This window comes from Microcoleus sp. Pol1C5 (assembly GCF_036701115.1).
Taxonomy (GTDB): domain Bacteria; phylum Cyanobacteriota; class Cyanobacteriia; order Cyanobacteriales; family Microcoleaceae; genus Microcoleus.
The window spans coordinates 12410-28732 of record NZ_JAUBQE010000043.1 but is presented as its reverse complement, the minus strand read 5'-3'; the positions used below and the strand labels follow the sequence as shown (position 1 = coordinate 28732).

The following is a 16323-nucleotide window of genomic DNA, read 5'->3' as shown; positions in this document are numbered from 1 at the left end:
TAAATCCGCTTTCTTTGCCTCTGCGTTAGGAACCTAGAAACTTAGTTTCTGCATAAATATCTAATTCCCAAGCGAAGATTTTTCATAGAAGCCCGGTTTTTTTGCCTAAGTCCTGTTAATTCAAATAGGAATGCGATCGCCCATAAAATAAGCCGGACATTTTTCTAATAGATTGACGTAAGTTTGCAAGCAAAAATGCAACCAGCCCCGAATATAATCGCAAGCAGGTCTACCGCGATGAATCACCTCATAATGGCATCCACCGCTGCACAAATAACGCGCCCAACAGCTATTGCAAGGTTCTTGACGATCGACTTGTCTTTCTGCCAACCACCGATCTTGTTTTTCTCGATCGATCCCGTTTTTCAGACTGCCCATAAAACCAGCCTCATCATCGACAAAGCGATGACAAGCAGAGAGATTTCCCTCCGCAGATACCCCCATATATCCTGCACCTGCACCGCAAGGGTAGGGTCTATGAGTGCCTCGATGAATTTGTTGTATTGCTGAAGTTATATTGGCAAAGGGATAGCGGTTTCCTGCAATTGTTTGCCGCTCGAACTCTTGCCCGCAGTCAATCATTTGTGCGAGCATCACTTGGAGACCTTCTGTTTCCATTTGCTCGCGTCCTGTTGGCGAACTCAGCATGGGAGAAAAGCCGATACTGTGAAATCCCAAACCGATAAAATGCTCCAAGGTTTCTCGCAGGTACAAATTTTTAGGTGTTACCGTAACGCGGGCGGAAACTTGCATTTGTCGTTGCTGGGATAGTAACGGTTTAATATTAGCCATGACTCGCTCGTAACTGCCTTTGCCACTTTTGAACGAACGGGTGCGATCGTGAACTTCCCCCACACCATCCAAACTTACTGTTACGGCAAATCCATACCGCTCAAAAAAGTCTGCATCCTCTGGTTCAAGCAAAGTACCATTCGTTGTAATTGAAAAGCCAATTTTCACACCTTTTTTCTGCGATAAACCGAAAGCTAACTGAGTGGCAGCCTGAATTAATTGACGATTTACTAAAGGTTCTCCTCCCAAAAAAGAGAGATTCACGCGCTCTTCGGGTTGCGCTTCCTCAAATAATCGCTCCACAGCGGCTTTTGCCACTTCCCAAGACATATTTTTGGCAAACCCCCCGAAACTGCCTTCTTGGGCGTAACAATAAGTGCATCCTAGGTTACATTTCTGGGCAACAGCGAGGGACAGTGCTTTTAATGGCGGTTGTGACAACGGTTGACCGTCTATAAAGGTTTTGGCAGTCAATCCGTATTGTTGGAGAAGGATCTCGACGGTATCGGTATTTTGTTTGGCTGCTGCCTCTATTTCTTGTTGTAATTCTGGCTCTATTCCATAAACTTGAGAGCCATCGGCAATCAGCATATGTAAGCCATATTCTGTGTCAAAAAAATGAAATTTTGACACTACTTCCGAACCATCACTCAAGTAATTAACGCGCATAAAGATTTTAAAAGAAGTAGAAAACCCAACCTAAAATTAGTCTTCCCAGAAGGGAATACCAATTCCCTGACGTGCCAGTTCATCGGCAATTTGATTCAGCTTAGTCATCGCCTCCCTAGCAAAATGAGTCTGTTTGCCACCTGTGTGGAAGTCTTTGTCAGAGAAACTAGAGTAGGCGTTGTAAAGTTGAGGAAGGATAATGTCGTTATACAATTTGAGGGCTTCATTAGCCTCATTATGCCTTCCTACTCGAACCTTGCGAAGGTAAAGATCGGGTCTATCTTTCGGGTAGGATTTTAGAGCCGTCTTAATATCGCGAAAGTGGCTGAAATGCTGCACGCCGTCGGTGTCAATCCGAATCGCCAGTTCGTATAAATGATTCAGATGTTGATATTCCGGTTGGCGCAAAGTGGCAACAACCCGCGCGTAAGCTCCTTCAATATATCCGCTCGGTTTTTCGACTTTAATAAAGTCCTCTAGCGTTTCTAGAGTGAGCGGACGGAGTTGTCTGGGGCGCGGCTCGTTATGACGACCTATCGGGATTTCGGTAGCTGGGCTCAAAATTGGTTGGTAATACTCAATTAATCCAGCTTGGTAAAGTCCCCAAAGCAATTGGTTTACCCAGCGCAGGTGAGTCATTTCACCTGCTGCTACCATCATCAGAAAATGCCGCATGAAAGTGACATCTGACTTGAGAGTAGGCCAGACTTCGCCTTCAATTTCTTCAGGTGTTTTAATCGAATAACGAGCATACAAATATTCCAAAGCCAGAGCCATTTCTAAGGGAGCTAATTTCTCTCGCAGTTCGGCTGCCAATTCTGCAGGAGAACTAAATGGTTCGGGGTCAGCTTCGCGGGGTTGAGGTTGGTAAGTTTCTCCTATTTCATGACCCTGCAAGACAATATTTAACTCTTCCCAGCGTTGGTTAATTTGGAAATGGTCGAACTGGAAAGGGCGATTTTTGTCGATCGTATTCATCGCCGCTACTGTACCAGAGGGCGATCGATCTTCGCGCAACCAGTCAATGGGAGTATTGGCTTTAATGGGATTAGCTGACTCGCCATCGGGCAGGATTTCTTCATCGGGAGCGATCGCACCATACACGACATCGGGATGATTAGAAGCCCAATAATGACAAGCACAATCACGAAAATCATGCGTCCAAGGAGAACACAAACTCTGTCCCAATTCACCGGGAGAGTAGGCAAGGTCGATAACTCCCGTTTTCGGATCAACGTAACGCCGCCGCCAACCTGTCAATTCGATTTCTGATAAAGGAAAATTGGTATCCCGCTGGATCAATTTAATCTTTAAAGCCGCAGGTTCAGGTTTCAGACTGCTGACTAAACGCCAGACGACTAAACCTTGCAAGGGAGTGCGACTACCATCTTTGCTATATTCGTACATAAAAATTTCTTTCCCGTCCTGCTTGATCGAGTGCAGGTACCAGGTTCCCGCAGCCAAATTTGCTCCCTTATCTCCAGACAGTTCTCGGTAAAGTTCGGTAACTTTGGGGTTGCTGCGATCTATTTGTGGATCGGTTAGATCGACATAAATTAGCTTTGCTCCTCGCCGCCCGGGTTCGGTATAAGGAGGTGAATTATCAGCCAAGTCTACAAAGGTAAACAGCAGCCCTGGAAAAAATCGGCGATCGAGGGCAGGAACGTGCATTTCCAACCCCGGATAACAGTTACCTACCCCAGATTCCAAGCGGGTAGTGACAGGATTGCCCGCTACTTGATAGGCAGCCCTCGCAGTTAAATTGCGAGGAAAAATTTTCTTTGCTGTGTTATTTTCTTCAGCCATGACAACTCCCTTCTTGGTTCGATTTAAAACCGCTATTTTGCTTGCGGTTCGTTCAACAGTTTCACCAATGCCATCAATTCCTCATACTGCCGTCGAGTCAGAGATAGAGGATTTTCATCTGAGTCGCGCATATAGGGCGGCATCCGCATATCGTAGAGTTTGTCGCGTAAAATGCGAGGGTCGCGGAAATCTGGGTTGGGTTCAGAATTCGGTGGCGGATTATCTGTTAGTTGGTGGAAATGACCGAAGGGAGGACGGATCAGCCGCTCGATGTGCCTTTGGTGACTGCGGAAAAAATGGATTAGGGTATCAATATCGGTGAGGGGCGTGTGAACGAAATGAGCGACATCTTTATAGGGCAAGCGATCGCGTTTAACGCTAATGCTCTCTTCTTGAGGGGCTGAAGAAATCAGCAAATCTGGGCTTTTATCGACATAAGGAACATCTTCCCCCGACAAACTGCGTTTGTCGATTTGGGGCATACCCGGAAAGTTAGGCTTTTGGTCGTCTGAATCATTTTCCCGAATCGAACGGGTGCGTGCTGAATCCAGACTCATCAAGCTTACGGTTTCATAGATGCGGTGGAATAAATCTTGAATTTCTTCTGCCGTTACTTGCTCAGTGTCTTTATTTACCTGTACTGAATCCAGATCCCGGTCGGCGAGGTCATCAGCGATCGAGTAAAAAGGACGGCGATCCGGAGCAAAATCCGGTGGGCCGACCAAGACCCGCGCCGTAGCAACGTAGCGCTCGGAGGCGATCGCTAGGTAAGCTTCAATAACGGCATCGCAACTATCATCCACCACTCCCCAGGAACGGTTATCCCCCACATTCGCGCCGTCATAACTATCGGAGGGTAAAGCATCGTCGTATTCTCGTCCCAAAATATACTTTGACCACACTGTATTTTCGTTGAGGATGCGATTTTCTGGCGGTACAATTTCATAAACGCGACCCGCTTCTGAAAGAGGCGCTGCTGCTTCACCGGGGGGTAACCCAGAAGCTGGACCTGCGATCGCGCTTGGCGGGCCGTAGACTTTTCCTTTAGCAGGAGTGAAGCGAACGCGCAATTGACTCAAGTCTACCCCCAACTTGGTTTCGGGAGTCGGACGCATGACTTGGAAGTGACCCAGAGGAATGGGATGGTCTTTCAAAACTAGAGGTTCTTGACCCGCAGTGTGACGGCTGTATGCTAGCAGGGGGTAACGCTGGCAATCCTGGCCAGCCACTTCTACCATTGCAGTGTAGGAACAAGCGGGATCGCCCGTGCGGAAGGAAGCTTTCCGGTTTCCTGCTGTTATCCGATACCGAATGTTTTCAGTGGAAGCGCCCAACTCGGCTAGTAAATTTAAGGTCAGGGGCACTTCCTTAATCGTGCCATCCTTGCCTGACTGAACCGTTACCCACAACTCAAAAAAGGGAGCAACTGGTCGCAAGGACTTGCCATCCCGAAAGCGAATCGACTGAGGTAGGTCAGGACACAGAGAGCCATCTTCTCTGACTTCTAAGCTGACTTGGGGGGTTATAATAGTCATATCGCCCCCAAAGACGCTGGGATCTTCTGTCCAAGTGAAACTTTCCATTGGTGTATCGCTGCTACCTAAACGCGCGATCGCCATCGGTGGTAGAAAGAACACTTCTAAAATTGTATCCATTAACAACTCCCCGAAGATACCCGTTCAGTTTGAGCCTTGTACTGACTTTTAAATCTTACCCATTAATTTATCTGCGTGCCAACAATATTACTCATACAAGTTATTAGTCCCCTCGATCGAGCAATAAAATTTATGAATAGTTAATATATGATAATAAATCCTAACAAGACTTAATATTGGGATTCTAGATTTTGTTTGTAAGTTTACTAAATAAAGGATAACGTTAATGTAATTTTGTAAGGTCCAAGATTCATTCTTCTATCTAGGCTAAAAATTAGCCAATATACAATGAATGACTTATACAGCCCTAAAGTCGATGTTATGATGTATATCGATAAGCCAAGAATTAATAATTGTAAATTACCAATATCGAGTGAAAATGACAACTCTAAAAATTCCTGGCTATTACATCACCGAACAAATTTACAATGGTAACAGAACCCAAGTTTACCTAGGAATTAAAGAGTTAGACAGTCAACCAGTTGCAATCAAACTGCTTCAGTCTGAGTATCCAGCATTCACCGAACTGGTACAGTTCCGCAATCAATACACAATTGCCAAAAATCTCGACTTTCCGGGAATTGTCAAACATTTAAGCTTGGAAAACTATCGAAATGGTTTTGCCCTAATAATGGAGAATTATGGTGGCATTTCCCTGGCTAACTACCTGACTTCCCCGGTTTTGTCAAAAACCGGAAAAATTACCGATAACCTCGCTGATTTTTTTGACATAGCTCTTCAAATTGTCACGACGCTAGAAGGACTTTATCGCTGCCGAATTATTCATAAAGATATTAAACCCCAGAATATTTTAATTAACCCTAAAACTAAACAAGTCAAACTGATTGACTTCAGTATTTCCTCGCTTTTACCCAGAGAAAGCCAAGAAATTCAAAACCCCAATCAGTTAGAAGGCACCCTCGCTTATATCTCCCCGGAACAAACGGGACGCATGAATCGGGGCATTGACTATCGTACTGACTTTTACTCCTTGGGCGTAACTTTTTACGAACTGCTAGCGGGTCAGTTGCCTTTTCTATCGACAGACCCGATGGAATTAGTTCACTGTCATATTGCCCGTCAAGCCATTCCCCCTATTGCAGTAAATCCCGCCATCCCCCAAATTTTAAATGACATCGTAATGAAATTGATCGCAAAAACTGCTGAAGACCGCTATCAAACAGCTTTTGGGATTAAATACGATTTAGAAAAGTGTTTAGAACAGTACGCAGCTAGCGGTAAGATTGCACCCTTTGAATTAGGAAAAAGGGACATTTCCGAACGCTTCGTTATCCCAGAAAAACTTTACGGCAGAGAAATTGAAGTAGAAACGCTTTTAGCAGCATTTGAACGCATCAGTTCTGGAAATTCAGAAATCATGCTAGTAGCAGGATTTTCCGGCATTGGTAAAACTGCCGTTGTCAATGAAGTTCACAAACCCATTGTCCGCCAACGCGGTTATTTTATTAAAGGAAAATTCGACCAATTTAATCGCAACATTCCCTTTTGGGCATGGGTACAAGCTCTGCAAAATTTAATGCGACAACTGCTGACTGAAACTGCGGCTGTTGTGCAGAAATGGAAAGCAAAAATCTTAGCCGCTTTGGGAGAAAACGGCCAAGTCATTATTGAGGTCATCCCCGAACTAGAACTGCTGATTGGCAAGCAACCACCCGCCCCCGAACTAGAAGGAAGTGCGGCTCAAAATCGCTTCAATTTGCTGTTTCAAAAGTTTATCCGAGTCTTCGCGACTCAAGAACATCCTTTAGTGATTTTCTTAGATGATTTACAGTGGGCAGATTCAGCTTCTTTGAAGTTGATGCAATTGCTTTTAAGCGATGGGGATACCCGTTGTCTGTTGCTAATAGGAGCTTATCGAGACAACGAAGTTTCTCCCGCACATCCGCTGATGCTGACGTTAGATGAAATTAAGGAAACTAATGCGACGGTCAATCAAATTACCTTAGCACCTTTAGACCAACCTTCCTTAAACTGCCTGATTGCCGATACTCTGAGTTGTCCGCCAGAGCGAGCAATTTCTTTAACCGAACTGGTACTGGCAAAAACCAAAGGCAATCCTTTCTTTACGAATCAATTCCTCAAATCGCTTTACGAAGATGGATTAATATCGTTTGACTTTAGCTGCAACTATTGGCAGTGCAATATTGCACAAGTTAAGACAATTTCCGTCAGCGATGATGTTGTCGAGTTTATGGCAACTCAGTTGCAAAAGCTACCGGAAAATACTCAAATCGTATTGAAATTAGCAGCTTGCATAGGCAACACTTTTGACCTCGCTACCCTAGCAATTGTCCGTGAAAAATCGCAAGCCGAGACGGCGGCAGACTTGTGGAAAGCTTTGCAAGAAGGTTTAGTTATTCCGATTAGCGAAGTTTACAAATTCTTCCAATATGAGTCTTCGGTCACAAGTCAAGAGAATGTAGAACTGACAGTTCCTTACAAATTTCTCCACGATCGAGTGCAGCAAGCGGCTTATTTTCTAATTCCAGAAGACCAAAAACAATCAACTCATCTGAAAATTGGACGGTTGCTGTTGGCAAATACCCCCGAAACGGAACGGGAAGAGAAAATTTTTGATATTGTCAACCAGTTGAATATTGCCGTCGATTTAATTGACAGTCAAACAGAACAAGACGAACTGGTGCAGTTAAATTTACTTGCGGGACGTAAAGCCAAAGCTTCTACAGCCTATGCGGCCGCGATCGGTTATTTATCTGTAGGCATGAAACTGCTAACAGCAGATAGCTGGCAAACGAATTACGATCGAACGCTGGCACTGTATGAATTAGCCGCTGAGTCAGCCTATCTGGGGGGTAACTTCGAGCAGATGGAGGCGTGGTCAGCACTTGTTTTGAACGAAGCTAAAACTTTGCTGGATAAAGTGAAAGTCTATGAAGTCAAAATTCAAGCCTACATGGCGCAAACCCGAGGTTTAGACGCGGTGAGAACGGGGCTACAAGTGCTGAAGCTTTTGGGGATAGATTTTCCAGAAAATACCCAACCATCAGATATTCAGCAAGCAATGGTGGAAACGAGAGAAAATTTGGGTTCTCGCCCAATCGAGGACTTGATTAACTTGCCAGCGATGACGGACCCAGAAAAATTGGCAGCGATGCAAATTCTTTCGAGTTTATCCTCTGCCACCTATATTTCTGCGCCTCAGATGTATCCGCTGACGGTGTGCCATCGGGTGAATTTATCCCTGCAATATGGCAATGCTGCTTGGTCGGCTTTTGCTTATGCCACCTATGGGTTAATTATGTGCGGCGTCGTGGGAGATATTGAATTGGGTTATCAATTTGGTCTCTTAGCTTTAACAGTGGCTTCGGAGTTCAACGTTAAGGAAATTAAACCAAAAACATTCTTTATTTTTGGTGGTATGGTCGCCCATTGGAAAGAACCAGTCCGCAAAACATTAAAACCTTTGCTAGAGAGTTACCAAATTGGCTTGGAAACTGGAGATTTAGAATTTGCGGCTTACAGTGCCTGTTACGCCTGTAACCATTTATATTTTGCTGGGGCCGAACTAACTGGATTAGAACGGGAAATGGCGTCTTACAGTCATGCGCTCAAACAACTAAAACAAATTGCCTCGTTTAATTATAATGAAATTTTTCGGCAGGCAGTGCTTAACTTATTAGGTGAGTCGGAAAATCGCTGCCTTTTAGTGGGTGAAGCTTATGACGAAGTAGAATTACTGTCGCAACATTTAGAAGGCAACGACAGAAACGGATTGCACTATTTGTATTTAAACAAGCTGATTCTCTGTTATCTGTTTGAGGAATTGCCACAAGCGATCGCAAATACTGCCAAGGCAGAGGAATATATTGATAGCGCGATCGCTCTTCTGTGTGTACCCCTATTCCATTTCTACGACTCCCTGGTACAGCTAGCGATTTTGACCGATTCATCCACCAGCGATCGCGAGCGAATTTTAGAAAAAGTAGCACACAATCAGCAAAAACTCAAGACCTGGGCTGAACACGCGCCGATGAATCACTCGCATAAATTTTATCTGGTGGAAGCAGAACGGCATCGGGTTCTGGGTGAAAATGTAGAAGCAATGGATAATTACGATCGGGCTATTGCGATCGCCAAAGAAAACGAGTACGTCAATGAAGAAGCAATCGCCAACGAACTTGCTGCCAAATTTTACTTAGCTTGGGGCAAAGAAACCATTGCTCAAACCTACATTATAGCAGCTTATTACGCTTACTCTCGCTGGGGAGCCAAAGCAAAAATTGAAGATTTAGAAAAACGCTATCCTCAATTACTCGCCCCTATTTTTATTAGAAATCCCGGCGCGCAATTGGGCGATACAGTAACTCGGATGACTCATGAAATCGCCGCGCTCAAAGTTACAAGTAGCACTGGTAGAGGTATTTCATCAGCTCTAGATTTAACAACTGTCATCGAAGCCTCTCAAGTCATATCTGGAGAAATTAATCTCGATAAGTTAATTTCAGCTTTAATGAAAGTCGTGATGGAGAATGCAGGAGCAACAGGCAGCGCTCTAATTTTAGAACAAGCGGGTGAATTATTTATTACCGCTCAATCGCTTGGTAGCGAGTGCCACTTGCAATCTATCTTAGTTGACAGCAGCCAAGAGATTCCGGTATCAATCGTCAATTATGTTTGGCGCACGGCTGAAACTCTAGTAATTAATGATGCAACCAAGGAAGCTACTTGGGCTGCAGAGCCTTATATTATCCAGCGTCATCCTAAATCGTTACTGTGTCTCCCTATTCAACATCAAGGAATTTGCCTCGGTATTCTTTATTTAGAAAATAATTTAACCGAGGCTGCATTTACCGCCGACAGATTGGAACTTTTAAAAGTATTATCTGTTCAAGCTGCTATTTCCATTGAAAATGCTCGCCTCTATCACAGTTTAGAAGAAAAAGTGCAACAGCGCACGGCTCAACTAGCTGGTTCCAACCGCCAACTCGCCCTTGCTTATGAAGAAATTACTGCGCTCAACTCACGCTTGAAAAAAGAGAACATCCGCTTAAGTGCCGAATTAGATGTAGCGAGACAACTGCAACAAATGGTGCTGCCAAATCCCTCAGAAATTGAGGCAATTGAAGACTTGGAAATTGCTGTTTTTATGGAACCTGCAGATGAAGTGGGTGGCGACTACTACGACGTGCTATCTAAGAATGGCAAAGTCTATTTCAGCATCGGCGATGTTACGGGACACGGGTTAGAAAGTGGCGTGATAATGATTATGGCGCAAACCGCTGTCCGAACGCTTCAAGAAAGTAATGAAACAGATCCGGTGAGGTTTATGGATGTGCTCAATCGAACCCTTTACGGCAATCTCCAGCGGATGAATTCTGGAAAAAATATGACCTTGGCATTATTAGAGTATCAAGATAGTATCCTCAATATCAGCGGTCAACATGAAGAGATAATAGTGGTGCGTACTGATAGCAGCGTCGAGCGGATAGATACAATATCTCTGGGTTTCCCCATTGGTTTGGATGTGGAGATTGCTGATTTTGTTGCCCAAACTCAAGTGTTGCTGAATCCGGGAGATGTAGTGGTGCTTTATACCGATGGGATTACTGAAGCTAAAGATATTAATCGAAAACTTTACGGTTTGGAGAGACTGTGCGAAGTCATATCCAGAAATCACCACCTAGGGGTAGAGGAAATTCGGCAAGTCGTAATTGAAGATGTGCGGCGGCATATTGGCGAGCAAAAAGTTTTTGATGATATTGCCTTGGTGGTGTTGAAACAAAAGTAGGGGAGATTGTTTTTCAGGGGGAATTAGAGCTTGCTGAATAAATGGGAAAAAATCACTCGTAGCAATTGATTGGTTTTTCAAGCTCTGTCAAACATAATTTTTTATTGTCTATAGCTTACCCCATCATAGCTTTTGATAATGTCGCTCCTTCAATCCTATGTCTTTAAGCGTGGGTTCCTTCCCCTTCTCCTTTTCCTTCTCTTTCTCCTTCTCCTTCCCACTCCTCTTTCTCAACAACCTGAATAAGTGCTGCTACCGCAGCGGCTAATCGCACCCTGACACCAGACTAATTATGGCAAAATCTCGACTAACAGGAACACCGCCTCAAGAGGAAAATTTGGAGAGAAGAGTTAAGAAAAAACGCTCGACTGCCACAGCACATAATTCTGCCAAAACTGTGAAGAAATCAGTCAAACCAACAACGGAAACTGACTCGGTTTGCGAACCCTTAACAATCTCTCCACAAAAAGTAGAAACCTCGCCAACTTACACAAATTTTGCAGCACTGCCATCTGTCGATGCTCCTTCTCTAGAAATATTGTCAAATGAGGCGATATTGCCTTCTTCTTATCCTCTCTCATCAGCTATTGAAGTTGCCTGCGACTCAAGAGAATTCAACGATTATGTACAGGCTCTGAAAGGCATCATTCCCAGCAATAGCAGCCATCCCATTTTGTCCAATATTTTGATTGAAGCTGATGCTGAAACTCAACATTTGCACCTGACTGCTTACAATTTAGAATTTGGAATGCAAGTGAGCTTTGGTGCGAATGTCAATCAATCTGGAAAGCTTACCCTCCCCGCACCCATACTTGCTGACATTCTGGGAAAATTTCCTAACGGCAGCCTTACCTTAAAGAGTTCTTCTGAAATTATTAAAGGAAGCGACGTTCCATCAGTCAGTGCCACTCTGAGTGCGTCAAGAAGCAAGCACGCCATTCGCGGGCTAGCTGCGGACGAATTTCCGGCTATCCCCAGCGTTCAACAGAAACTTGTAACGCTTCCTGCTAGCGTGTTAATTTCTGTCCTAAAAGCTAGCTTATTTGCTGTAAGTTCTGAGGAAAACAAACGCATTTTAACAGGAGGTAATTTTCAACTCAGTCACGACGCAGACAGAGGACTCGATCAACTGAGAGTTTGGACGACAGATGGGCATCGGGTAGCAATGGTTTTAGGATTGAACGAAAGCAGCAATTCCTATCTTTTGAGCGGTCAAGTAGTTAATTTTACTGTCCCTGCTAAGGTACTCCGGTTATTGGAGCGTTCTTTGAATTCTGCTGACAAAGTTACGATTTACTATGAAGGTTTGCCAGAGCAACCTAGTAATTTTGTCGCATTCGAGTGGAATAATTGGCGGTTGACCACGAAGTTGCTAGAAGGGCAATATCCGGTTTGTGACCAAATTATCGCTCCCTATCGACCTGAATTCAGCCATCAAGTGGTGGTTGAGAGGCTGAGCTTTTTAAAAGCGTTAGAGAGGTTAGCTTCTCACAGCGACAAATCTCACCTAACAGCTATTTTAGAATTCGATTTAGATGCCCAACAAGTGCGAGCATCACTCAACAATACTCTCAGTTCAGGAACTGAGACAGTTGATGCTAAACTCTGGGGCTGTGAGTTTCGTCTCAAGTGCGACATCCGCTATTTGATTGATACAGTCAAAGCGATTTCCAGCTCTGATTTGCGGGTGTTAATGGCAACTCCTACCGCTCCCCTACTGATTGCACCGTTTGGAACGCCTGCGTCGGGTACAGAGGCTTTAGAGTGCGAATATATTGTCGCTCCGCAAGAATAGTCGTGCATGTGGGAGTGGCATCTAAATTTGATGCCCTCTCCTGCAAAAAATATGAGTTTAATTTCAGGCACGGCTCACGCCTCCCCTATCGGGGAATAGTTACCAGAAGTATTCTAACGACTCAAAATGTACCAACCACTGCACCTCAAATACCGCCCCAAAAACCTACAAGAATTAGTGGGTCAAGACACCATCAAAACAACCTTGATTAATGCCATCACCTCCGACAAAATTGCTCAAGCTTACCTGTTTACTGGCCCCAGAGGAACAGGCAAAACCTCAACCGCTCGCATCCTTGCTAAATCCCTCAATTGTTTGAATAGCAAAAAGCCAACCGCCACTCCTTGCGGGGAATGTTCAAGCTGCAAAACTATTGACTCCTGTTCAAGCTTAGACGTAACTGAAATCGATGCTGCCTCTCACAATGGCGTGGATGATGCCAGAGAATTAATACAACACAGCAACTTTGCGCCAGCGATGAGCCGTTACCGCATCTGGATTTTAGATGAGTGCCACCAACTCAGTACCAGCGCTCAAAATGCTCTCCTCAAATGCCTTGAAGAACCTCCGGCTCATGTGGTATTTATTCTCTGTACGACTGAAGCACATAAAGTCCTGCCGACAATTATCTCCCGCTGCCAAACCTTTAACTTCCGAGCCTTGTCAGTTGATGCTATTGTCGGACAATTGCACAAAATTAGCTCCGCTGAATCTATTGAGATCGCAAGTGAGGCCATGCGGGATCTCGCTCGTACCTGCGACGGGGGGTTAAGAGATGCCCTGCAATTACTTTCTCAGCTTTCACTGCTAAACTCAGAGATTACCCTAACTCAAGTTGCAGAAGTATCTGGCAGCATCAGCGAGCAAGACTTGATCGCCCTTCTCAAAGCCATTCATTCTGGCGATACCTTAAGCGTACTGCTATCTTCGAGAACGCTCATTGACAGCGGCAAAACCCCCAAACTGATTCTCAGCAGCTTGCTAGCAGCAATGAGAGATTTGCTCATTGTCAAATCAACGCGCCACTGCCAGAATTTAATTGCAGGGCCAGTAGGCTATTCACAACTGCGCTCGCTCGCTCTTCATCTCGATTTTGAAACAATTGATGCGGCTTGTACACAATTGCAAAAATCAGAATTTCAATTGAGAACTAGCACCAATGCTGCTACTTGGTTAGAAGTCTGTCTGCTGAACTTGATGCTGTCAAGCAAACCCGCTGCCCCCGAAACGCGATTGCCGGCAACTTCCCCATCTAATCAGCCTGACAAATTTGATAAAACCCCTCAAAAAATAGAGGCAGATTCTCCTGACTTTGAGACAACTTGGGCGCAAGTAGTAGCAGCAGCGAAACCAGGCAATCGTAGCCTCTTAAACCGCGCTCAAATTGCCGAACTTTCTGCTGATTCATGTGTGTTAGCAGTAGAAAGAAAATACGCGAATAAGTTTCAGAGTCACCTTGAATCCGTGCAGCGGATCGTTACTAAAGCTTTAGGCCGCTCTATTACTGTAACTGTCAAACAACAGGAAGAGTTAGCAGCATGATTAGCATCCTAATTGGGAATGATACCTACGCAATTGAACGAGAAGTTGAAAATTTTAAGACTCAAACTCATCCTCTCTGGCGAGATTTCAACATCCACCGCTTCGATGCTTCTTTCCTGGATGCAGCCCTCTCTGCTGCTGCTTCAGTTCCTTTCGGCGGAGGAAACAAACTTATTGTCGTTGAAAATTGCGATTTCAAGCAATTTGGAGAAATGGGGCTAGAATTGCTGCAAATTTTGCCCCAATTACCTGTTACAACGCACTTAGTCTTCACTGCTGCTGTTATCGACAAACGGCTCAAGGTAGTCAAGCATTTATTGCTGTTTGGTAAACTTAAGGAGTTTACTCTCATTCCTCCTTGGCGTACTGATTTGATTGAAAGTGCGATCGCTGCTACTGCTAAACAAAAGAATCTTTCAATTGCCAGAGATGCTGTCAGTTATCTAGCGGTAGCGATTGGCAACGATTCTGCTAGAAGAGTCAGTGAATTAGAGAAATTAGCCATTTATGCAGCAGGCGCTCGCATTACGAAAGAAGCTGCTAAAATCCTCGTTCCAGCTACCACAGCCAACTGTTTTCAACTTGCCGAAGCTCTTTTAAAAGGTCAAGCAGTGGCGGCAATTAAGGTGCTTGATGAATTGCTATCTCGGGCAGAGTTTCCTTTAGCAATTATTGCCACTCTCCAAACTCAGTTTAAAACTTGGCTGTGGGTAAAAGCTACTATCAATTCCGACCAACAACGTTCTGATAGCGAAATTGCTAGTATGTGCGGAATTAGTAACCCCAAACGGCTGTATTTCCTTAAGCAGGAGGTTAAGGAAGTATCTACGAACTTCTTAAGTCGATCGCTCTCCATTTTGTTTGATTTAGAAATTGCTCTCAAAACAGGAGATAAGCCTGACTCAATGTTGCCTGCTTTGCTCACCATCACTCAACTCACTCACCTTAAATAACAGGAAAGCGCTGCCGAGTTAATTCGGCAGCCTTTCATTAACAGTTCTGAACACAAAAACTGCTTTGCAACACTATTGGTAGCAGTAAGGTGCGCGGCGGCATACCCTACAGATAGAGTTTATGCGTAAGTCTTAATTAACTGTAGTGATAAAGAAGTTGTTTTTATCATTAATTTATCAAAGAAGTTTTGGAGTTTATTTATCGCACTAGGTCGCTATTTCTGTTTAAGAGCAGCTCATCTTTCCTGCATCATCCAAACCAGAAAGCCCAAGATTTGCTCAACCGGAGGTAGTGGATAATCTGTAAGATCAATGGACGCGCATTGCTCTTCTAGTTTAAGAAACCGCCAGACAGTACCGCTAGTTACCGTTCCGTAAATCGTCGATATCGGCTGTTGCTTTTGTTGGTTAAAGCGTTGAGCTGCAACCATTTCTGCAAGGCATTGCCCAAGAGCCGATTTAAGGTCTTCTTTTTTGGCTGACACCAATACAACCGCAGGGGCTTTAATGTATAGTTGTTCCGGGGAACGACTCAGGAGAAAGTCAACATAGCCTGTGAGTTCAGCCTCCGGTTCTACATTGAATTCTTCGCCTGAAAAAACGCTAATCTGTCCTTGAAGTTGGCGTTTTACTTCTAGTAACACAGGATTGATAATCCCCTCCGAACGAGCTTTTTCGCTACTCACCGAGATCGCCCAGGGAATCGTTTCTTTAAGAGTATCTTGTAGTAAAAGACTAGGAGTCACTGGGAGGATTTCTGGTAAAAAACGCGAGCCTTCAATGATTGTGAGATGAAAATCTTCTACAGCTTTGCTGAGAGTGAATTTACTGTAAGGCATAGGTTTATTATTCTTAATCGGATACTATAACACTTCTGGGTTAAATGAGGTAAGTCTGGTAATTGGTAATTGGTAAGCTGTCGCGTCTTTAAATTATATACTTAAATCCTTGTAGAAAAAGCGTAAAAATTTCTCCCTCTCTCCTCTTCTCCCTTTCTCCCCCTCTCCCTCTCTTCTTTGCTACATTCCAACCTTCAACTCCGAACTGCACTCTCTCCCCTTCTCCCTTTCTCCCCCTCTCCCTCTCTTCCCCTCTCCTTCTCTTCCCCTCATTCCCAACATACACTTTAGATGCGTAGCAGCTTAGGCAGTTGACACCTCACTTGCTTGAGAACCGCTATATACATAGCAAGTGTACTGTGTTAATGCTAGCGTCTCACGGGGCAGGGTAATCGCGCAGTGAGCCAGAGACCTACCGTTTCCCTAGTTCCTGAACCCAAACCCATAATTGCCACCAAATTCAGTCCGACTCCCAGTTGGTTTTTTTGGAATTTCTTCTCTC

At 44.4% G+C, this 16323-nt stretch carries 9 protein-coding genes; 4 read left to right on the top strand and 5 right to left on the bottom strand.

The window, feature by feature from the left end; all coding sequences use genetic code 11:
- Nucleotides 1–120 precede the first annotated feature (120 nt).
- From QUA23_RS21990 to QUA23_RS21980, 3 genes are read right to left on the bottom strand one after another with little or no spacing between them, the layout of a single operon-like run.
- Nucleotides 121–1461, bottom strand: a complete 1341-nt coding sequence (locus tag QUA23_RS21990) for a radical SAM/SPASM domain-containing protein (protein ID WP_333078155.1) — start codon at nt 1459–1461, stop codon at nt 121–123.
- 36 nt (nt 1462–1497) lie between these two features.
- Complete coding sequence (locus QUA23_RS21985; RefSeq protein WP_333078156.1) at nt 1498–3267, bottom strand: ferritin-like domain-containing protein; 1770 nt, start codon at nt 3265–3267, stop codon at nt 1498–1500.
- A gap of 32 nt (nt 3268–3299) precedes the next feature.
- Nucleotides 3300–4922 (bottom strand): hypothetical protein, encoded by a 1623-nt coding sequence (locus tag QUA23_RS21980; RefSeq protein WP_333078157.1) that lies wholly within the window; start codon nt 4920–4922, stop codon nt 3300–3302.
- Nucleotides 4923–5301: 379 nt separating this feature from the next.
- Between QUA23_RS21980 and QUA23_RS21975 the strand changes: the two genes are divergently transcribed.
- The 4 genes from QUA23_RS21975 to holA all read left to right on the top strand — a co-directional run bounded on the left by QUA23_RS21975 (nt 5302) and on the right by holA (nt 14982).
- Nucleotides 5302–10692, top strand: coding sequence for an AAA family ATPase (locus QUA23_RS21975; RefSeq protein ID WP_333078158.1), 5391 nt, complete (start codon nt 5302–5304; stop codon nt 10690–10692).
- 292 nt (nt 10693–10984) lie between these two features.
- Nucleotides 10985–12487 carry a DNA polymerase III subunit beta gene (gene dnaN / locus QUA23_RS21970; protein WP_333078159.1) on the top strand — a complete coding sequence of 501 codons (1503 nt, stop codon included), beginning with the start codon at nt 10985–10987 and terminating at the stop codon, nt 12485–12487.
- 126 nt (nt 12488–12613) lie between these two features.
- On the top strand, nt 12614–14029 hold the full coding sequence (gene dnaX, locus QUA23_RS21965; RefSeq protein ID WP_333078160.1) for a DNA polymerase III subunit gamma/tau: 1416 nt from the start codon (nt 12614–12616) through the stop codon (nt 14027–14029).
- The gene (gene holA, locus QUA23_RS21960; protein ID WP_333078162.1) at nt 14026–14982 is read left to right on the top strand and encodes a DNA polymerase III subunit delta; all 957 of its coding nucleotides are present in this window, start codon (nt 14026–14028) and stop codon (nt 14980–14982) included. The genes dnaX and holA overlap by 4 nt, the downstream gene beginning before the upstream one ends.
- A gap of 236 nt (nt 14983–15218) precedes the next feature.
- On the opposite strand, the gene QUA23_RS21955 is transcribed toward holA, so the two are convergent.
- On the bottom strand, nt 15219–15821 hold the full coding sequence (locus QUA23_RS21955) for a hypothetical protein (RefSeq protein WP_333078163.1): 603 nt from the start codon (nt 15819–15821) through the stop codon (nt 15219–15221).
- An 88-nt stretch (nt 15822–15909) separates the two neighbouring features.
- Nucleotides 15910–16107: a hypothetical protein gene (locus QUA23_RS21950; protein WP_333078164.1), complete on the bottom strand. Its 198-nt coding sequence runs from the start codon at nt 16105–16107 to the stop codon at nt 15910–15912.
- Nucleotides 16108–16323: the final 216 nt, after the last annotated feature.